Genomic DNA, 19,940 nt, shown 5'->3' on the forward strand with positions numbered 1-19,940 from the left:
TTCACGAGGTATTTATGATCGTGGCGCGAACCTGTAGCGGAACGTGCAGCTCGGCGCGCCCTGCATCAGGGTCTGGTCGCGCGTGAGGCCGACCTCGCTGCCGCCGGACGCAACGATATCGAAATCGGTGGCGCAGACCAGCAGCGCGCCGAGCTCGGGCTCGCCGAGCGCATGAAAGAATTCCGCGAAACGGCAATGCGTGACGTCGAATTCCAGTGCTTCCTTGTCGTTCCGGCGCATTTCAAACGTCACTTCCCGTTCGGTGACTTCGGCGAGCGCCGTGTGCATAGCCGCCCATTTGCGCCGCGGGCTGCCCTCCACACTCTCGCCCACGACGGCGAACAGTTGTTTCGACCAGTCGCGCAGGGCTTGCCTGACGATCGCGTCGGCCTTTTCTCTTCCGAGTTCCGCGCGCAATGCTCGCAGCACAGGCACCAGCACTTGGGCCTGGATCCGCGTCTTGTCCAGCAGCGACAGGCGGGGATCAACCATGTAATCGTCGAGTACGTTCATCGCTGGCCTCCTTCCATATTATGACGGGCGCTCCTCTCCAACCTCGCCCCGCTTGCGGGGAGAGGTCGAATTCTCGCAGAGCGAGAATTCGGGTGAGGGGGTACAGGTCTATCGATAATCCTCACCGCGCGGAGAGAGAGCCCCTCACCCTAACCCTCTCCCCGCAAGAGCGGGGAGAGGGAATAGACAGAGATCACTCCCGCAGCTCGGTCATAAAAACCTTTTGCGCGATCTGCCAGCGGCCATCGATCTTCAGCAGCGAGAGCTGGTCGGTGAAGAAGCGGGGCGGGATCGCGCATTTGAGCTTGACGTAGGCCATCGTCGGACCGACGAGGTCGATCGACAGCACCTGATCGTGGCGCGGCAGGTCCCGTTGCTTCGGCGACGGTCTGTTGCGGACGTTGGTCAGCCAGACGTCGCGCGGCGTGATCGTCAGTTCACCATTGTCCGCGACGCTGGTCAGCGCGCTGGTCGGATGAAAAGCACTGGCAATCTTGTCGGCGTCGCCCTCATGGAGACCGTCGAGGTAGGACTGGATCACGCTTTCGATGGCTTTGGCGTCGTCTGTACTGGTCATGAGGGTTGATTTCCGATGTTTTGTTTGAGTCCGGATATTGCCGATGTCACGGCGACAATAAGCGAAATCCATTGGGCGGTTGACCTAGAAAATCTATTGCATGACAGTCTGCCGGATGCCGCGAATAAGCGGTGCGGACCGGGTTTGAACCAGGCCGAATAGAACGATGGTTGCCAGCGAAACCTATGCCGAGTTTCTGCGCGAACAGCTCGCGCCGCTCGGCCGTGTCACCCTGCGGCGCATGTTCGGCAAGAGCGGCGTGTTCTGCGACGGCGTGATGCTGGGGATGGTGACGGAGAACACGCTCTATTTCCGGGTCGACGACCAGAACCGGGAGACGTTCAGGGAAGCCGAGGCGTTTCCGCCGCTCAACTACGCGAAGAAAGGCGAGATCATAGACCTTGCATTCTGGCGCGTGCCGGAGCGGCTGTTCGACGAACCCGACGAGTTCATCGCATGGGCACAAGCCGCGCTGGCGGCCGCACACCGGATCGCGGCCAAGAGGCCGGCGCCGAAGCAGCCCAAGGCGCCAAGGCAACGCAAACGTTCGTGAGCGACCGGGCCTGAGAGATACTCAGGCCGCCCAGCCATTGCCTGTCTTGCGCGCTACCCTGCGGCAGCGTTCACCGCGATCGGCGGGACGTCCTCGCCACTCGCTTCCAGTTTTCGCGGCAGCCCCGCAAAGCCGCGCAGGGCTTCCGCCATTTTCACACGTGCGCTGACACCGGTAATGACCACGTCCACCATCACCAGCGATGAGTGGATGTGGCCGCGCGCCTGCAATTGCTCGACTGGAACATTAGCGGCAGCAAGCGCTTCGGCGTATTCGATGCCCTCGTCACGCAGCGGATCGAACTCGCAGGTCGCCACGAATGCCGGCGGCAGGTTCGCAAGGTTGCCGCGCAGGGGCGAGGCGCGCGGATCGGTGCGGTCGGCGGGCGAACAATAGATGTCCCAGAACCAGAACATCAGCGCGCGCGTCAGGAAATAGCCGACCGCGTTGTCGGTGTAGGATTGACGGTCGAACCGGCAATCGGTGACCGGGCACACCAGGAGCTGGCCCGCGATCTGCGGGCCGCCGCGATCGCGCGCCAACTGGCAGGTGACAGTCGCGATGTTGGCGCCGGCGCTCCAGCCTGCGACCAGCACTGGGCCGGGCCGTCCGCCGAGGTCGGCGGCATGCTCGGCGATCCAGCGCGTCGCCGCATAGCCATCCTCGGCCGCCGCCGGGAAGCGATGCTCGGGCGCATGGCGGTACCCGACGCTGACCACGATCATGCCGCTGCGGCGGCAGAGGTCGCGGCAGAACGGATCATCCGACTGCTCGTCGCCCAGCAACCAGCCGCCGCCATGGAAATAGACCACGATCGGATGCGGCCCCGGCGTTGCCGGCCGGTAGAGACGATAGGGTAGCGGCCCGTCGGCGCCCTGCAGCGCGCCGCTGCCGACCTCGCCGACCGGGCGGCCGGCAGGACGGCCCTTGTTGAATTCGGTGATGAAGTCGCGCGCGCCTTGCGCGCCCAGCGACTCGATTTGCGGCAGGTTCATCTCCGCCAGCATGCCCAGCACCAGCCGCACGTCCGGCTGCAGGCGAACCACCTCGCCATCGTTGCATTGCTCGGCAACATCAGGGCCGTTGAGTTTGAAGCCCAGCATGCCGCGGGTGACGATCTCGTTGCAGATGCTGCGGTAGGGGCCGACACCGCCCGTATAAGGCATCAAGCCCTGCACCTTGCCGGGAACATTGGCGCCCGTGTACCAGGTGTTGGCCAGCCGATGCAGCGTCACCATCGAGCAGTCGGCCATGTGCTGCGCCCAGCCGGCCTGCGCGGTTTCGGTTGCTTCCATGGTCGTGAAGCCGGCTTCGCGCAACGCCGCGAGGCGATCGACCACCCAGTCGACATGCTGCTCGATCGACACGGCCATGTTCGACAGCACCGACGGGCTGCCGGGACCGGTGATCATGAACAGGTTGGGGAAGCCCGCGACCGTGAGGCCGAGATAGGTCTGCGGTCCCTGGGCCCAGACGCTCGACAAGGACTTGCCGGCGCGTCCGGTGATTGGATGCACCGCCATGATCGCGCCGGTCATGGCGTCGAATCCGGTCGCGAACACGATGACGTCGACATCGACGCTGCGCTTGTCGGTGACGATGCCGGAAGCGGTGATGGCCTTGATCGGTTCTTGCCGCAGGTTCACCAGCGTGACATTGGAACGGTTGTAGGTCGCATAGTAGTTGGTATCGAGGCAGGGCCGCTTGGCGCCGAATGGATGGTCATGCGGGCTCAGCGCCGCGGCTGTCTCGTCGTCCTTCACTACGGCGCTTATCTTCTCGTGAATCAACTTGCCGATCAGCGCGTTGCCGTCGAAATCGACGGCCTGGTCGGCCCACAACTGGGTCAGGATGTGGACGAGATCGCCGGCCGCCCAGGCTTTCTCGAAGCGCTCGCGGCGCTCGGCATCGCTCAATTGCCAGCTCACCGCCGTCTCTTGCGGATACGGCACGCCGGCGAGAGACCAGCGCGCCTGTTCGCGATAGGCGGCGCGGTCGGCCTCAAAGTAGGTCTTGCGATCGTCGGGCGATGGACCGTTATGCGCGGGCAGCGCAAAATTCGGCGTGCGCTGGAACACGGTCAGATGCGCAGCCTGCTCCGCGATCAGCGGTATAGACTGGATGCCCGATGATCCCGTCCCGATCACGGCGACGCGCTTGCCTGCGAGATTGACGCCATCGTGCGGCCAGCGTCCGGTGAAATAGACCGCGCCCTTGAAATCCTTGACGCCGTCGATCTCCGGCGGCTTTGGCGTGGAGAGACAGCCGGTCGCCATGATGTAATAGCGGCAGGATATGCTCGCACCGTTGTCGGTTAAGAGTTGCCAGCGCTCGTTGGTATCATCCCAGTTGGCAGCCTTGACCTTGGTGTCGAAGCGGATGTCGCGACGGAGGTCATAACGATCGGCGACAAAGCCGAAATAGCGCAGGATTTCCGGTTGCGTGGCGTATTTTTCCGACCAGGTCCAGGCGCGATCGAGTTCGGGATCGAACGTGTAGCCGTAGTCGATGGTCTGGATGTCGCAGCGTGCGCCGGGATAGCGGTTCCAGTACCATGTGCCGCCGACGTCGCCGGCCTCCTCGATTATCACAGCGGCGAAGCCGGCCTTGCGCAGGCGATGCAGGAGATAGAGGCCGGCAAATCCGGCGCCAACGACGGCAACATCGACCTGTTGCGTTGCGCCATTGTTGTTTGATTCAGAAGAACGAGCTGCGACCGCTGCGTCTGGCATGCCACTCCTCCCATGTGTTTTATATTTTGGGACAGGCTACTGCCGCGTATTCGGTTTGTCATCAGGACAAATGCAATCGTTGGATGTTTCCTCGATGTCGTCCCTGCGAACGCAGGGACCCATACGCCGCGGCCGTCGGAACGAGGGGAGACGGCTTTGCTTCAGCAACTGACAACGGTGTGGGCTAACGCAGGGCGTCTGCGACGGCTCTCCCTCGATGGATCACGCGGTATGGGTCCCTGCGTTCGCAGGGACGACGACACTGAGTGTGCCGCGCGCTCCTCGCTACACGCGCTTGCGCCGTTCGCTGAGGCGGCGATTTCCGCCTGCCGCCCAGTTCGGACTGAAATCCAGCGTGAAATCGCGAAAGCTCTCCACGGCGGGCGAGAGCGAGGCGCTGTCTCGGACGAACATCGCGATCTTCCATTTGACGGCCGGCTGCAGCAGCGGCAGGAACGTCAGCCCGAAGCCGCGCACCAGCGGTTCCGCCATCGAGGGGCAGATCACGGCGCCCTGTCTCACCCGCAGCATCGATAATGCCGTGTTGACGCGGTGCACCGGCACCAACTCCTTCGGGTGATGCCGGGGCGGTATGTTGCTCAACACATTGATGGCGATGTTGGGCATGTAGTTGAGCAGCGGCCGCTCGCGCAGATCCTTCCAACTGACCGACTTGCCTTTTGCCAGCGGGTCGTCGCTGCGTAACGCCACAAAGAGCGGGTCGGCGCAGATCATGTGCACTTCCACCGATTGATCGGGGACGACGCCGGCCGGGCCGAAGCCGATGTCGGCAGAGCCGTTCTGCAGGCCCGCCAGCACCTCCTGGATCGGCACGTCGTCGAAGCGGACGTCGACGCCGGGATGGCTATTGTTGTATCCGGCGATGAGTTCCGGCAGCAGCGTGCAGGAGAGCGTTTCGGGGGCGGCGACCCGCACCAGCCCGCGGCGGAGCTCCTTGAGATTGGTGAGGTTGTCGAGCGCCTCGTCCAGGCTCGACAGCACCCGCCGCGCCATCGGGGCAAAGGTCTCGCCGACGCTTGACGCCGAAACTTTTCGCGTCGTGCGGTTCAGCAGGCGGACGCCGACGCGGTTTTCAAGTTCCTTGATCAGGCCCGAGAGCGCCGCCTGCGACAAATGCATGGCCTTGGCCGCTTCCGAGAAGCTGGCGGCCTCCAGCACGGCGAGGTAGGCGCGCAACTGCCGCAGGGTCACATCCATCGCCATGTCGCAGGTCCCCAGCGTCGTTTCGATATTCATAGGCCAAGCTTATCAATCGGTCAAAAAATACACATTGTTCGATAGAAAGGGCGTCTCTATCGTTGGCTTCGATAAGACGAAGGCCCGGCGATCCAGCAATGCGATCGCGCCAAACGCGGCCCGACGAAAACGGGATGGACTAGCCGCCACTCCTGGCGGCTCTTCTTCCCAGGAGGCATTCATGAAAATCACACGCCGAACCCTGCTGGGGACCATTGCCGCCGGCTTCGCCGCAGGTCCGTCCCTTTCGGCGTTTGCCGAAGGCGATTGGCCGTCGAGGATCGTGCGGCTGGTGTCGCCCTATGGGGCGGGTGGGGCCAGCGACATCTCGCTGCGTATCCTGGCCGAGCAGTTCGGGCGCAGCCTCAACCAGCAGTTCATTGTCGAGAACAAGGCAGGGGCGGGCACCCGCGTCGCCAACGAACTGGTCGCGCGCGCCGCGCCGGACGGATACACGTTCCTCTACGCGGCAGCACCGTTTGCGACGGCGGAAGCCCTGTTCGAGAAGCTGAACTACAACCGCAAGGATTTGCAGCCGGTGGCGATGGCGATGCTGGCGCCGCTGTTTCTGGTGGTGAATGCGCAGGCGCCGTTCAGGACGCTTCAGGAGATGATCGAGTACGGCAGGTCGAAGCCCGAAGGCCTGACCTTCGGCTCGCCGGGGGCAGGTTCGCAGCCGCATCTGGCCGCCGAGTTGCTGTTCAGGGACGCCGGCGTCAAGGGCCTCATCGTTCCCTTCCGCGGCGACAACATGGCCTACACGGAATTGCTGGCGAGCCGTCTCGACGCAACATTGACCGCGCTCAGCACCGCCTTGCCGCATATCCAGAGCGGCGCGTTGCGGGTCTTGGGCGTAGCGTCGGCCGAGCGCAGCCCGATCTATCCCGAAGCCATGACCCTGCGTGAGCAGGGCCTTTCCAACGTGGTCGCTTCGGGCTGGTACGGCTTCATGGCGCCGGCGGCAACGCCGAAGCCGATCGTCGACCGCCTGCAGGCGGAGGTCATTCGCGCGCTTGCCGATCCCGAGGTGAAGCAGAAGCTGATCGCGCAGGGACTGGAAGCGCGCCCCGGCACGGCGGACGAGTTCGGCAAGTTCATCGACGACGAGACCCGCAAATGGGGCGAGGTGATCCGCGCCGCAGGGCTGAAGGGAGAATAGAATTCAATGGGAGTAAAGGCCCTCGACGATCGGCAATCGCGCGGCCCGCAGCGCGGGAAACAGCCCCCCGATCAGGCCCACGATCAGGGCAAGCGCGACGCCCTCGGCGATCAGCCAGGGACTGAGCTTGAAGTCGAACACCACCTGCGTGAAATTGCCGCCAAGGGTCGAGGCGGTGACACCGTCGAAAATCAAATAGGTGGCGGCTGCCCCTAACAGGCCGCCGATGACCGCGAGCAACAGCGATTCGGCCAGCGTTCCGACAAAGGCGGGGAAGCCGCCGAAACCGATGGCGCGCAGCGTTGCGATTTCCGTCGCGCGTGATGCGACCGACGAGTACATCGTGTTGAGCGCGCCGGCGACTGCGCCCAGCGCCATCGCGATCGCGAGCGGCCAGCCGAGTTTCTGAATCAGGTCCGATGTCTGCGAGGCCTGTTCGGCGAAGTAGGCGGCCTCGGATTTGACGTCGAGTTTCAATCGCGGATCGTTGTCGCTGTAGGTTTTGAGTTCATTGAGCGCGGCCGGCCCGGTAAGGCGCGCGCGCACGGTCTGGACGACGTTGTTGCGGTTGAACAGGCTCTGCACCACGTTGAGATCGGCCCAGATTTCGGATTCGAACACGCTGCCGCCCGCGTCGAACACGCCGACGACGTTCCAGCGCGTTGCGCCGAACGACACGGTAGAGCCGAGGTCGAATCCCTCGAACTGCCGCTGCAATGCCTTGCCGACCACCACCTCATTGCTGCCACGACTGAACATGCGGCCTTCGGTGATGGTGATGCCCTTGCGTAACTCAGAACCCTGTTCGCCGATTCCGCGCAGCGGCAGGTTGGCTTTGGTCCTGGTCGAACGCTTGAGGCCATCGACCACCAGATAGAGTTCAGGCGAGATCAGCGGTTTGCCGTCGCTGCCGCGCGCGATGCCGGGCCCGTCCTCGATCAGCCGCACTTGATCGCGGCTCACCGTGCTGTTGATTTCGGCCTGCGAGCCGGCCCGCAGCACGATCGCGATGTCATCGGCGCCGGCTCCCGCGATGGTGCGCTGGAAGCCATTGGCCATCGCCAGGAATGCAAGCAGCACGATCACGACTAGCGCGATCGCGATAACCGTCGAGAGCGAGAGCCAGCGCCGCTGCGCAATGCTCTTGAGATTGATTGATGTGACCGCCGCCACTTGAAGCCAGAGCGAACGCATGCCTATCCCCGTCCAAGCGCGGTTGCGATTTTGAGGCGCATCGCATTGAGCGCCGGAATGATCCCCGTGATCAGCCCAAGCGCGATCATCAGCGCCACGCCTTGAAGGGCTATCGTCGGCGATACCGCAAAAGCGGGCGCGACGTTGGCGAGGCTCGCGCGGAGCGCCATGGCGATCAGCGCCGCAATCGCGAGGCCAGGAATGCCGCCGAGCAGCGCCAGCAACACGGATTCACCAAGCACCATTGTCAGAATCCGCGGGCCTGAAAAGCCGAGCGTCTTCAGTACGCCGATCTCACGCGTGCGCTCCCGGATCGACAGCGCCATGGTATTGCCGACGATCATCAGGATCGTGACGAAGGCCGCGCCGACGACGAGAAATACGATCAGCGCGATGTTGCCGAACTGCGCCACGAACGCTTGTCCGAACGCCTTTTCGGTGTCGGTCGAGGTCTCGGCGGTGGAATTGGCGAACATCGCGTCGATCGTCTTTGCCACGCGATCGTTGTTTTCGGGCGAGGTGGTCTGAAGGATCAGCCAGCCGATGGTGTCCTTGCCGAAACTGCGGGTCTCGTCGAAATAGGGGTACTGAAACAGCAGGAAATTGGTATCGACGTGCTCGAGCTTGCCCTTGACGATGCCGGCGATGGTGAGGTCCCAGGTGTGGCCGCCGCTCTTCTGGCTGAAGATGTTGCTCTGAATGGGAATGCGGTCGCCGATCTTCCAGCCCCATTTCTGCGCCAGTTTTTCGCCGACCACAGCGCTGCCGCGGTCGCGGGTGAAGGCCTGAAGCTGGTCGGGTGGAACATCGAATTCGCTGCGGTAGACGTCGAAATAGGTGCCGGGCTCGATCGCAAGCGCCATGACGAAGTTCTTCGGATCCTGGTAATAGCCGCCAAACCAGTTGGCGAAGGTCACCTGCCGGACACCCTCGACCGCTTTCACACGGTTGAAATAGGCAATCGGCATCGGCTGGGTGAAGTTGATCTTGTTGACGGTGATCATCCGGTCCGCGGCGGCGCGATCCTCGCCAGCTGTGAAGGCGCGGTAGAAACCGGCGAGCACGCCGAAGATCATGAAGGCGATCAGGATCGACACGATCATCAGGCTCGCGCGCAATTTGCGGCGAAACAGGTTTTTCCGGACCAGGTCGAAATCGTTCACGCGGCAAGCTCCCGTTCGACGAACCGGCCCTTGTCGAGATGCAGGACGCGCTTGGCGTAGTTTGCCGCAGCGGGGTCGTGCGTCACCATCACGATGGTCTTGCCGAGCTCGCCATTGAGCAGTTGCAGGATCGAAAGGATCTCATCGGCGGACTGGCGGTCGAGATCGCCGGTCGGCTCGTCGCACAGCAGCAGGTTCGGATCCGAGACGATGGCGCGCGCGATCGCGACGCGCTGCTGCTGTCCACCCGACATTTCGCGCGGACGGTGCTTTATGCGATCGGCGAGCCCGACCACGGAAAGCGCGGTCTGAACACGCTCGGCGCGCTCCTTGCGGTTCAATTTGGTGAGCAGCAGCGGCAGTTCGACGTTTTGCGCCGCGGTCAGCATCGGCATCAGATTGTAGAACTGGAAGATGAAGCCGATATTGGCGGCGCGCCAGGCGGCAAGTTCGCCCTCGGAGAGACCATCGATGCGGTGATCCGCAACCGCAATCTCGCCGGCGTCGGCGCGGTCGATGCCGCCCAGCAGGTTGAGCAGCGTGGTCTTGCCCGAACCGGACGGCCCCATGACGGCGATGAAATCGCTGCGGGGGATCGCCAGATCGAGATGATCGAAGATCGAGATCGTTTCCTTGCCCTTGGTGAAACGTTTGCTTACGCCGGTAAGGCGAACCATCGGTTGTTCGGCTGTCACGCTTGTCTCCTTTTGGGATTCCGGCTGGAAGCTAGTTCGCGGCGGTGGTCTCGGCGGTGCCCTTTGCCTTGGCGTCAGCCAGAAAGTTCACCTTTACCGCCATGTCGGGCAGGATGCGCGGGTCCTTCTTTTCAAAGCGGATGCGCACCTTGACCGTGGCCTTCTCGCGGTTCGCGGTCGGCACGATCGCGATAACAGAGGCGGGAATGGTCCAGTCCGGATAGGCATCCAGCATCGCGTTCACGGCGCCTCCGGCGACGACGCGGCCGATAAAGGCTTCGTTGACGTCGACTTCGATTTCGATCGAATCCATGTCGACGATGGTGCAGATCCCGGTGCGGGTGTAGCCGCCGACCGACATCGGTGAAATCATCTCGCCGGGCTGCGCGCTGCGGTCGACGACGACGCCGGCAAACGGCGCCCGGATCTGGTGCTTGTCCAGCATCGAGGCGCTGCGCCTGGCGTCGATTTTTGCGGTCTCGAATTGCGACTGCGCCTGACGCAATTGTGCGCTGAGCACGCCGACCCGGGCCTGCGCCTTGGTCAGGTCGGCCTCGGTGGCGAAATTCTTTTGCGAGAGTGTCTGGACGCGCGTCATGATCCGGGTCGCGTCTTCCAGATCGGCGGTGATCGCGGCGATCGCGGCATCGGCGGTCTCGACGCGCGAGCGGGCCAGCTCGTAGTCCCTTTCGGCAAGCACGCTGTCGAGCCGCGCGACGACCTGGCCCTCGGTCACCGTCATGCCCTCGTCGATGAAGACCTCGACCACCTTGCCGGTGATCTCGGCCGCGACGGTTGCCTTGCGGCGCGCCACCACATAGCCGGAGGCCGCCAGATTGCCGGCCGTCTTGTTATTCGTGGCCGGCTGGTGAGGTTGTTGCGCTGTCTGCGATCCGGTCTCTTTGGGCGGGTCCTGCCTGCGTAACTCAAAAGCGGCAAAGGCGCCGAATCCGACGACGCAGGCGATGATGGCCGCCGAGATCGGCAGCCAGCGGCGGTTCGGCCGCTCCGCAATGCTGGCGCTGCGATCGATGGTCAGCGATCTCAGCAATTTGCTCTTGTCTTCGGTCATCGTTCATTCCATCCGGCCACTTCCGCGCGGGCGGCATCATTTCTCGCGCTGGCGGTCCCGCTCACGGCCGGTTCACATGTCTCGCCATAGAAGGGGGAGGCCTCAAGCTTTCCGTAAGGCGGCGACCCCAGCTCGGTTGCAATCCCGTTGAGCTCTCGCGAGCGCCGGGCGGCGCCCGTCTTTCGACGAGGCGAGCGGCAGGAATTTAAAGCCTAATGGCGACGGTGGCAATTCCCGAAACCAGCAACAGTTGTACGCTTCGTGTTGCCAGTTGTGGCCATGAGCTTCGAGGATCCTCCGCAGAAGCCTGCCGATGCCCAAATGCGCTCGAAACTCGGCAAAACCTTGCAGTCGGAACCAGTCGCAGGAATCGTCGATGGCGAAATGTCGCGCTCAGCCGATCGCAATCGCCACTTTGCCGAAATGCGCACCGCTCTCCATATGGGCAAACGCCTGTTTCACCTGGTCGAACGAAAAAATCCTGTCGACGACCGGCTTCATGCGGGTTGCCGAGATGGCATTTGCCATCGCCTGGAGATCCTCGACCGATCCGACGGTGACGCCCTGCAGCCGTTGCTGCTGCATGACCATCAACGGGAGCCGCGAGTTGGACGGCGGCGGTCCGGCGAGCACGCCGATAAAGGCAATCGTGCCGCCGATCCTGGTCGCCCGGATCGATTCGTTCAGCGTACCGACGCCGCCCACCTCGACGACCAGGTCGACGCCTTGGCCGCTCCACTCGCGGGCTCTCTTTCCCCAGTCGAGTGTCGCCTTGTAGTTCAGCGTAAAGTCGGCGCCGAGGTTTTTGAGGCGTTCGATCTTGGCGTTGCTGGATGAAGTCGCGATGATGCGCGCGCCGCACATTTTTGCAAACTGAATGGCGAAGAGGGACACGCCGCCGGTGCCTTGCGTCAGAACGGTCTGGCCGGGTTTTATGCCGCCGAGTTTTATCACCGCGCTCCAGGCCGTGACGCCGGCGCAGGGCAGCGCAGCGGCTTCGGTGTCGCTGAGGTGCTCCGGCGTTCTAACCAGCGCGTGCTTTGGAAAGATCCGATACTCCGTGAGAACGCCGTCCACCGAGCCGCCGAGGGCCGAGCGCATCTTCGTTTCGCTGGGTTCGCCACTGATCCAGCTTTCGAAGAAACTGCCGATGACGCGGTCACCGGCTGCGAACTCGCGCACGCCCGGACCGATCCGCTCGATTACGCCGGCGCCGTCGGACACCGGCACCAGCGGAAACTTCTGACGCGAGCCGTAACCGCCCTTGACGGTAAGAAGATCGCGATAGTTCAGCGTTGCCGCCTTGAGCCGAACCAGCACCTCGCCCGCGCCGGGCTCCGGCACGGGCTTGTCGACAAGGGCAAGTCCATCGATTCCGTTCGGTCCCTGTAGCTCGTAGCACTTCAACGGGATTCTCCTTCGCCACAGCCGGACAAGCGCAGTATTGCAGCAAATGTTCCGGTTCCGCCAACCCGGCCTCTTTGAGGCGTCAGTGGGGCAATAACTCTGGCCACGGTAGTTGCGACACTGGCAAAGCTGAACGAAAAAGTTCCGGTCTCAAGCCTCATTGACGTACAATGTCTGGTCTAACTCACAAAGTGCTAGCCATGGCACTCTCCATTCCGCAGTGGAGCACATCTCTTCGATTGCGAGAGAAATAGGGCTAGATAACTCTACATCGCTAAGCCACTTGTCGGGATAGTAACGGGCGTAGTTTCCAGCAAGATAGAGGCCAACGTAATAATAGCCAAATTCGTTGAGAGGTGGGTCGTTTGTCCACATTCGCCATTCCTCCGAGTTGATTGATGCGCCGGGAGGTACTGGAAATCCGAACATTCCATTTACCCAATCGTTCTCGAGCGTGACCTGTATTCCCTCTCCGATTTCTCTGATATCGATTTGTTCGATCTTGTTTGGATTGATTTTGATCCCCTCCAAGAGTTGTCCAATTCTTTTATCTGGATAAAGAACAAAAATGCTTTGCCGTCTCCACTGGTCTCCAATCCATTGGTTGGCCGCACACCTGCCGCGAACAAAGTTAGGAGAGACTCCAGAAGATGCCGAATGCTCCAACAGGAGAGGCAAACTTGCGAGGCAATCTTCCAAGGATATTCCAGTGGATGGGATAGGCTTATACGGCTTGTCTTCAGCTCCCCATAGGTTCGCAAATTCGTCAGTCGACCCTCCCTCTGGGAAGAAGCGCGTCAAAATGCCCGGCAAAGGATGCTCTCGTATGCAGTGGTGCCAGAGATTAAACGTACCCTTTCTGATGCCTCCGACCTCCATGGGATAGGCTTTAAGCAATCCAGATGCTTCTGATAGCGAGGCTGGCCTAGGTGTACCCGCCACAGTCATTGTTAGGCCGTGATGACGATTTTGTTCTCTAGCTCTGTCCAAGCTGCTATCACCCGATTGTTTGAATAGAATCTCCGCCAGCGCCAAGCTCATCGTGCCGTAGTAAAGAAGATTTGGTTTGGTAGCGAGCGACACCGTTGCTGCTGCTGCGAAATACTCCCGCGCTTGAAGTAAGCAATATCTGATTTGTAAGGCCTGCTTGCGAACGTCGGCTCGATGCTTTTCCGGAACGTTGTGGAGGGTTGTAATCTTGCTCGCTACCAAGTCCACATTCTGGAACTTACGCAACGTAGCCCATGCATAGGCAGATGGGTCTGCAGTACGCACCTGCTTGACAACTGTGATGATCAAAGCGGGAAGCTCTTTGGGAGTGGTCGGAATGGAATGAAAGCGATAGACTATCAGAAGTTGTGAGGTTTGCTATAGTGTGCCGTCCTGCTCAAGCGCCTCGCGCGCGGGAAGTTCGAAATCGGGGAAACCGCTCCAGTCGTGGTTACCTTAGCACAGGCTGAGAGCAGGCCTCCGTGTTGAACAACGGAGAGAGGGCAGGCCGCCAGTATTCGCTTGGCAGTTTGTTGTCGCCGCCGCCCAATCGGAAGGCATCAGATTTTTTTTGGGCTCCGTAGTCTCCATCGCGTTTTGTCGGCTCTATCGAGACATCAAGCCGGGATCAGAATCGCGTGGCCATTTCCGCCAGCCGCCGATGCGCGCCTTCACGGGCGGTTCGGATCGGCTCCACCGGCCCGGTCGTCGGCCCGATCGGCACGAAACGCACGTCGCTGATGCCGATGAAGCGAAGCGCTTCGCGCAGATAGGGGGTCGCCATGTCGATGCGGCCGCGGTTCATGCCGGTGATGAAATCGCTGCCGCTTGCAATGATCACGACCGTCGGCCGGTCCTTGAACAAGGGCAGGTAGCCCTGCGCCGGATCGAAGCGGAACGCCAGCCCGGGCTGCGTGATCACGTCGATCCATTGTTTCAGCTTGTAGGGAATGCCGAAATTCCACATCGGTGTCGAAATCAGCACGCGGTCGGCGAGCGCGAAGCGGAGCGCGATGCGCTCGGTGACCGCAAAGGCATCGCGCTGCGAATCCGTGAACGCCCGCCCACCGATGCGGGCGTATTTGGCTTCCAGGACATAACCCTCGAATTCCGGCAGGTGATCCCGCCACAGGTTCATCGCATCGATGTCCCAGTCCGGCCGGACCTGGCGGAAGCGGTCGACAAAGACTTTCGCACCGGCGGAGGATTCCGAATCCGCGCGCGGCGAGCAGCTCAGGTGAAAGAGTTTGGGCATGGCCGCGCTCTGTTCATCCCAATCCCCTGATGACCGCATCGGCGTTGGTGACGACGGCCACGTTCTGCATCGCGAAGTTGATGGAGGCGTTGTGCCAGTCGGGGTTCATGGTCGAGCAGCAGTCTTCCGGGACGACCATGAAGTAGCCCTTGTCGGCGCCGGTGCGGGCGGTGTGCTCGACCGACATGTTGGTCCACGCGCCGGTATTGATGATCATGTCGCGGCCGGTCGCCTTGAGGATGGTTTCCAGCCGCGTGCCTTCCCACGCGCTCATCCGCATTTTCTCGACGACGAAATCGCCGGCGCGGGGTTCGAGCCCTGAAACCGGGGCCGCGCCCCAGCTTCCGCGCACCATGGCGCCGCTATCGACCAATCCTTCGAACAGCGGCGCGTTGAGCGTGACGCCGGGCGCGCCCGGCTCGACGACGAACCAGACATGGATGATGACGACGCCGCGCGCCCGCGCGACTTCGGCGAGGCGGCGGACATTGTCGACGACCCGCTGCTGGCGCGCATGGCCGGGAGCGCCGGAGTCAGAAAACGCGCCGCCATCCATGATGACGTCGTTCTGCAGATCCTGAATGATCATCGCGCAGCGCCGTGGATCGAGCTGCAAGTCGCCGCCGGCCAATTGAGGCGAGGCAGGCGTAGAGGAGGAGGTCGTATCGGGACCGGTCGAGGCCCGGCCGCTCATATAGGGTTCGTGGCGCGGCCCGGCCTTGACCGGAATCGCATAGACCGAGTGCGTGGCGGTCAGATAGAGCGTGCGAAAATCCGGCCCGCCCCATGCGAGGTTGGCGACGAGTTCGGGCACGCGCACCTTGCCGAGCAACTCGCCGGCGGCCGAGTAGACCCAGACGCCGCCGGGCGCGGTGACCCAGACATTGCCGCGCTGGTCGCACTTCATGCCGTCGGGCAGGCCGGGCTCGAGCTCGGAGCGGATGCCGCTGGCGAAGACGCGCGCATTGGCGAGCGAGCCGTCGGCCTCGACATCGAAGACGCGGATCAGCGCCTGCACGGTGTCGTTGACATAAAGCAGACGCTCGTCGGGCGAGAAGCAGAGGCCGTTCGGCTGGTCGAACAGATGGCGATCGACCACGAGCCTTGGCGGGCCGCCGCCCGGTGGAACGCGGTAGACACCCTGGAAGCCAAGCTGGCGCGGCCGCTCGACACCGTAGACCGGCATGCGGCCATACCAGGGATCGCTGAAATAGATCGCGCCGCTCGAATGCACGCAGACATCGTTCGGGCTGTTGAGCTCCTGATTCTCGAAATGCGAGGCAATCACCTCGCGCCTTCCGTCAGGCCGCTCGCGGATCAAGGACGAGGTGGCATGTTCGCAGACGATCAAGTTGAGCTCGGCATCGTAGGTCATGCCGTTGCATTTGTTCGACGGACGCTTGGTCTCGACGATGCCGCGCTTGGCATCCCATCGCCGCCGCACATCGCCGGGCATATCCGAAAACAGCAGATAATGATGGACCGGATGCCAGATCGGCCCCTCCGTGAAATCAAAGCCGGTGCCGACCTGGCCGACCGGCGCGTAGGGGTCGATCAGGTTTTCGAATTCCGGGCGCAGCGTGACATGCGTCATCGGTCCGTCCTTTCCGTGCTCAGGCCGGGAACCAGCTGCGCTGGGGCAGGCTCTGAACCACAGGGCCTGGCACCTGATCATGCAGCCGGCCGACTACCATGCCGCCTTCGATCTTGGCCGGGCGGTCGTGAACAGGGAGCAGATAGCGCGAACTGCTCAGGAGCTTTTTGATCGCGGCTTTCTCCGCTCGCTTGCTGGTGCCGTGATTACCTGTCGTGCGCGGCTCGGCGTCGTGGATTTCATGGAAGGGCGTGACGATCTGGTCGTTGAAGTCGTAGATCACGTCGCCGCAGATGGTGGCGATACCGTCGGCGGTATGAACATGAATGTTCATCGAGCCTTCGGTGTGGGCGTTGGCGGCGTCGCAATAGACGCCGGGCATCAGCTCGACCGGGCCGGTCAGTTCGAGATCGAGAAAGCGCAGCGCGCTCTTGGTGTGCAGGCGGTCGATCAGGTGCTTGATGTCGGGCGCCGGGTATTGCGGGTGCATCAATCCGGAAACGGAATATTCCAGCTCCTTGCGGTTGAGCACGACCGTCGTGTTCATGGGAAACAAATCGTCCTTGCCGGCGTGGTCGATGTGCAGGTGGGTGTGGCAGACATAGCGGACATCGCCCATGCGGACGCCGTGGCGCGCAAGCTGGTTCTCGATCATGTTCTCGTGGAACTGCAGTCCGCGCATGCCGAGCGTTTCCATGATCTGGTTGGAGCGATATCCGGTATCGACCACGACCGGATAGGGACCGCCGGTGATCAGAAAACCCAGCGTCAGGACACGGCGGGTCCGGCCACAGTCGCGACCGAGCACGAGAAAGCTCGATTCCAGTTCGATATCTCCATAGTCCAAAATCTTGATCTCAAGCGGCATATGTCTCTCCCCGAATTCTCTCAAGTATCCAACCGATAAACACGGACGGCGGTTGTTCTCAGAACGGCATCGCGTTGGTCGGCACGAAGGTGGGTTGTCGCGGCGCGATGGGCATCCACCAGTTCGCGATAGCTGGTCCAAAGCTTCTCGATCGGAAAATTGGAGCCGAACAGACAGCGGTCGGCGCCGAAGATCGCCACCGTGTCGGCAACGATCCCGGATATGTGAGCCGGGTCGTTACGGTGGATGAAGGTGCCGAGGCCGGAAAGTTTTGAGACGATATTCGGACAGGCGGCCAGTCGCTTCATTCCACCGCGCCAGGCGGAGCGGCCTTCGGGCGAGAGGTCTTCCAGCATGCCGGCGTGCTGCAGGATGAAGGTCACGTCAGGACAGGCTGCGGCGAGGCCCGCGGCACCGGCCATCTGCGGCGCGAACACCTGCAGATCGAAGCTGAAGCCGTACTCGGCGAGCCGGGCAATGTTGCGTCGGATTTTTGGATCGGCGCAGAGGTCCGGCCGGACGGCGAAGCGATAGAGCGGGTTTTCGTGCCAGTGCAATTGCATGCGCACGCCGCGCACCAGCGGATAGCGCGCCAGACGATCAAGCTGCGGGCGGACGTCGTCGACGTTGAAGTCAGCATAGGCGACGATGGCGTGCGGCCAGCCGTGATCCTTGGCGGTCTCTTGCACCCACGCTGTTTCGACCTCAAAACGGTCGTTGGCCCAGTTGGTCTGCACATAGACCGAGCGCGTCACGCCGGAGCTCGCGAGGTCGTCGAGATATTCCCGGATCGGATAGTCGCGCCGGATCGACTCATAGGGGCCGAAGATGCGCGGCTGCATCGGGCCGCTGAGCCAGGGCAGGTCGGCTTGCCGCCAGATGTGATGATGGGCATCGACGAGTTCGGTCACGCGGCCTTCCTTTGTGCGAGCGAAAGAACATGGGAGACGATCGCGGCTGACGATCCGCCGTCGACCAGATCATCGACGAAGCGGCGGATGGCGATCAGCGCCTCGGTCTGCGGCTGAAAGCCGGGACCGGCGGCGAGCGGCGTCAGCCAGCTCAGGCGCCAGGCGCGTCGTGATAATTTGGCGACGGCATCGCGCAGCGCGGAGGGGTCGCCGCGCTCCAGCCCGTCGGAGACGATGACGACGGCGGCCCCGCGCGCATAGGACCCGAACCGGGGCACCGCGAGGAACGCCTGCAGCGCATCGCCGATGCGGGTGCCGCCATCCCAGTCGCTGACCAGATGCGCGGCGGCCGTCAGTGCCTGCTCACGGCGCTTGAGACGAAGCGCGCGGGTGACGCGGGTGAGACGGGTGCCGAAGGTGAACACCTCGACATTGGGTGCGGCGTGCGACAGCGCATGCGCGAGCTTCATGTTGTCGTCGGTGCGCCCCTTCATCGAGCCGGAGACGTCGATCAGCAACAAAATCTTGCGCGGCCGGGCGCGCCGTTTGAGACGTCCGAGCCGCAGCACCTCGCCGTCGTTGCGCACGCTCTCGCGCAGGGTGCGGCGCAGATCGGCCCACGGGCCGCGGCGGGCGCGCATGCGGCGATGGCCTCGGCGTCGCGGCAATCGGGCAGGGGCTTCGCGCGAGAGTTTTCGCAGGGCATCCCCGGTCGCGCTTGCCGCAAAGCGGCGTTCGACCAGCGCCTCCGCACGTGCGGCAACAAGCCCGGACTCGTTGGCTTCGTCGGCCAGCAGCGTTTCGTCCTCGCCGCGTCCTTCTTCCTGCAGGCGCACCACTTCCTCGTCTTCCGCGCCCGCATGGTCGATCGCTTCGCTGCCGATGAAATGGATATCGAACAGCCGGTCGTAGGTGGCGCGCCGCTCGGGCGGCGGGGCCAGCGTCGCCAATCCCGCGAGGCGGATGGCATCCATGCTGCGTGGGCCGAGCAGCTCGATCGCCGCCAGGAATGCCGTTGTCTGTTCCGGAGCTACCGCAAAACCGTTGATGCGCAGCAGGGCGACAAAGGACACGAAGGCGCGGACCGGACGGGGCAGTTGAAGTTCGTCGCTCACGCCGCAGCCTCCGCAATGAGGGCGTCGAGCCGGCCGGAGATGTAGGTGAGGTCTTCCTCGTCCTTCAGCGCCACGCCGATCGAGCGCTTGAACGCATCGGGCCAGCGCGCGCCGCGCTCGTGCAGCAGCGTGGCCGCCTCGGCCCAGTCCACCGCCTCGGCAATACCCGGCGCCTTGCTGAGCGGCTCGCGCCGCAGCCGGCCGACGGCAGCGACAACAGCGCGCGCGGTCGATTCGGCGACGCTCGAGGCCCGCATCATCACGATGCGCGCCTCGCGCTCAGCGGTGGGATAGTCGATCCAGTGATAGACGCAGCGGCGGCGCAACGCCTCGTGCAGGTCGCGGGTGCGGTTCGACGTCAGCACGACGACCGGGCGCTCGGTGGCGCGGATCGTGCCACGCTCGGGGATCGAAATCTGGAAGTCGGAGAGGAATTCGAGCAGGAACGCCTCAAACTCCTGGTCGGCGCGGTCGATTTCATCGATCAGCAACACAGTGGAGTCAGGCGCGCGCAGGGACGCGAGCATCGGCCGCTCGATCAGAAACGTCTCGCCATAGATGTCGATGCTCTCTTCGCCGGCCTGCCGGATCGCGAGCATCTGGCGCGGATAGTTCCACTCATAGAGCGCGGCTGATGCGTCGATGCCCTCATAGCATTGCAGCCGGATCAGACGGCGGCCGAGCACGGCGGCAATGGCTTTGGCGGCTTCGGTCTTGCCGACGCCAGGTGCGCCTTCCAAGAGCAGCGGCTTGCCGAGCGCCAGCCCGAGATAGGCCGCCGTCGCGAGGCCGTCGTCGGCAAGGTAATACGCCGTCCGCAACGCCCGTTCGAGCGCCTCGGGGCTGTCGATGCCGACGATGTTGCCGCGAACCGCCATGCTGCTG

18 protein-coding genes are annotated in these 19,940 nt (G+C 63.0%); 2 read left to right on the forward strand and 16 right to left on the reverse strand.

Annotated elements, in window-relative coordinates:
• Positions 1 to 12 precede the first annotated feature (12 nt).
• Positions 13 to 513, reverse strand: a complete 501-nt coding sequence (locus ACPPVP_RS09675; RefSeq protein WP_426533518.1) for an L-2-amino-thiazoline-4-carboxylic acid hydrolase — start codon at positions 511 to 513, stop codon at positions 13 to 15.
• Between the two features lie 193 nt (positions 514 to 706).
• Positions 707 to 1,090 (reverse strand): nuclear transport factor 2 family protein, encoded by a 384-nt coding sequence (locus tag ACPPVP_RS09680; protein ID WP_426533520.1) that lies wholly within the window; start codon positions 1,088 to 1,090, stop codon positions 707 to 709.
• Positions 1,091 to 1,256: 166 nt separating this feature from the next.
• Here ACPPVP_RS09680 and ACPPVP_RS09685 point away from each other — a divergent pair, with 166 nt between their 5' ends.
• Positions 1,257 to 1,643 (forward strand): TfoX/Sxy family protein, encoded by a 387-nt coding sequence (locus tag ACPPVP_RS09685; RefSeq protein ID WP_426533522.1) that lies wholly within the window; start codon positions 1,257 to 1,259, stop codon positions 1,641 to 1,643.
• A gap of 53 nt (positions 1,644 to 1,696) precedes the next feature.
• Here the strand turns inward: ACPPVP_RS09685 and ACPPVP_RS09690 are convergent, their stop codons facing one another.
• Positions 1,697 to 4,375 (reverse strand): flavin-containing monooxygenase, encoded by a 2,679-nt coding sequence (locus tag ACPPVP_RS09690; protein WP_426533524.1) that lies wholly within the window; start codon positions 4,373 to 4,375, stop codon positions 1,697 to 1,699.
• Between the two features lie 285 nt (positions 4,376 to 4,660).
• On the reverse strand, positions 4,661 to 5,632 hold the full coding sequence (locus ACPPVP_RS09695) for a LysR family transcriptional regulator (RefSeq protein ID WP_426533526.1): 972 nt from the start codon (positions 5,630 to 5,632) through the stop codon (positions 4,661 to 4,663).
• 181 nt (positions 5,633 to 5,813) lie between these two features.
• Here ACPPVP_RS09695 and ACPPVP_RS09700 point away from each other — a divergent pair, with 181 nt between their 5' ends.
• Positions 5,814 to 6,791, forward strand: coding sequence for a Bug family tripartite tricarboxylate transporter substrate binding protein (locus tag ACPPVP_RS09700; RefSeq protein WP_426533528.1), 978 nt, complete (start codon positions 5,814 to 5,816; stop codon positions 6,789 to 6,791).
• 3 nt (positions 6,792 to 6,794) lie between these two features.
• Here the strand turns inward: ACPPVP_RS09700 and ACPPVP_RS09705 are convergent, their stop codons facing one another.
• From ACPPVP_RS09705 to ACPPVP_RS09760, 12 genes are all read right to left on the reverse strand, one after another.
• Positions 6,795 to 7,985 (reverse strand): ABC transporter permease, encoded by a 1,191-nt coding sequence (locus ACPPVP_RS09705; RefSeq protein ID WP_426533530.1) that lies wholly within the window; start codon positions 7,983 to 7,985, stop codon positions 6,795 to 6,797.
• Between the two features lie 2 nt (positions 7,986 to 7,987).
• On the reverse strand, positions 7,988 to 9,148 hold the full coding sequence (locus ACPPVP_RS09710) for an ABC transporter permease (protein ID WP_426533532.1): 1,161 nt from the start codon (positions 9,146 to 9,148) through the stop codon (positions 7,988 to 7,990).
• Positions 9,145 to 9,825 (reverse strand): ABC transporter ATP-binding protein, encoded by a 681-nt coding sequence (locus tag ACPPVP_RS09715; protein ID WP_426537760.1) that lies wholly within the window; start codon positions 9,823 to 9,825, stop codon positions 9,145 to 9,147. The genes ACPPVP_RS09710 and ACPPVP_RS09715 overlap by 4 nt, the downstream gene beginning before the upstream one ends.
• Positions 9,826 to 9,874: 49 nt before the next feature.
• Positions 9,875 to 10,915, reverse strand: coding sequence for an efflux RND transporter periplasmic adaptor subunit (locus ACPPVP_RS09720; protein WP_426533534.1), 1,041 nt, complete (start codon positions 10,913 to 10,915; stop codon positions 9,875 to 9,877).
• A 393-nt stretch (positions 10,916 to 11,308) separates the two neighbouring features.
• Positions 11,309 to 12,322: a zinc-dependent alcohol dehydrogenase family protein gene (locus ACPPVP_RS09725; RefSeq protein WP_426533536.1), complete on the reverse strand. Its 1,014-nt coding sequence runs from the start codon at positions 12,320 to 12,322 to the stop codon at positions 11,309 to 11,311.
• Positions 12,323 to 12,472: 150 nt separating this feature from the next.
• The gene (locus ACPPVP_RS09730) at positions 12,473 to 13,621 is read right to left on the reverse strand and encodes a YaaC family protein (protein WP_426533538.1); all 1,149 of its coding nucleotides are present in this window, start codon (positions 13,619 to 13,621) and stop codon (positions 12,473 to 12,475) included.
• Positions 13,622 to 13,940: 319 nt separating this feature from the next.
• On the reverse strand, positions 13,941 to 14,567 hold the full coding sequence (locus tag ACPPVP_RS09735; RefSeq protein ID WP_426533540.1) for an FMN-dependent NADH-azoreductase: 627 nt from the start codon (positions 14,565 to 14,567) through the stop codon (positions 13,941 to 13,943).
• A 13-nt stretch (positions 14,568 to 14,580) separates the two neighbouring features.
• Complete coding sequence (locus tag ACPPVP_RS09740) at positions 14,581 to 16,161, reverse strand: isochorismatase family protein (RefSeq protein ID WP_426533542.1); 1,581 nt, start codon at positions 16,159 to 16,161, stop codon at positions 14,581 to 14,583.
• Positions 16,162 to 16,180: 19 nt separating this feature from the next.
• Positions 16,181 to 17,029 carry an MBL fold metallo-hydrolase gene (locus ACPPVP_RS09745; RefSeq protein WP_426533544.1) on the reverse strand — a complete coding sequence of 283 codons (849 nt, stop codon included), beginning with the start codon at positions 17,027 to 17,029 and terminating at the stop codon, positions 16,181 to 16,183.
• Positions 17,030 to 17,049: 20 nt separating this feature from the next.
• Positions 17,050 to 17,940, reverse strand: a complete 891-nt coding sequence (locus tag ACPPVP_RS09750; protein ID WP_426533546.1) for an amidohydrolase family protein — start codon at positions 17,938 to 17,940, stop codon at positions 17,050 to 17,052.
• A complete protein-coding gene (locus tag ACPPVP_RS09755) occupies positions 17,937 to 19,055 on the reverse strand; it encodes a vWA domain-containing protein (protein ID WP_426533548.1) in 1,119 nt (372 codons plus the stop codon). Before ACPPVP_RS09755 ends, ACPPVP_RS09750 begins: the two co-directional genes overlap by 4 nt.
• On the reverse strand, positions 19,052 to 19,933 hold the full coding sequence (locus tag ACPPVP_RS09760; protein ID WP_426533550.1) for an AAA family ATPase: 882 nt from the start codon (positions 19,931 to 19,933) through the stop codon (positions 19,052 to 19,054). The genes ACPPVP_RS09755 and ACPPVP_RS09760 overlap by 4 nt, the downstream gene beginning before the upstream one ends.
• Between the last annotated feature and the right edge of the window lie 7 nt (positions 19,934 to 19,940).

The sequence above is a fragment of the Bradyrhizobium sp. McL0615 genome (assembly GCF_049993905.1).
In the GTDB taxonomy this organism is placed as follows: Bacteria; Pseudomonadota; Alphaproteobacteria; order Rhizobiales; family Xanthobacteraceae; genus Bradyrhizobium.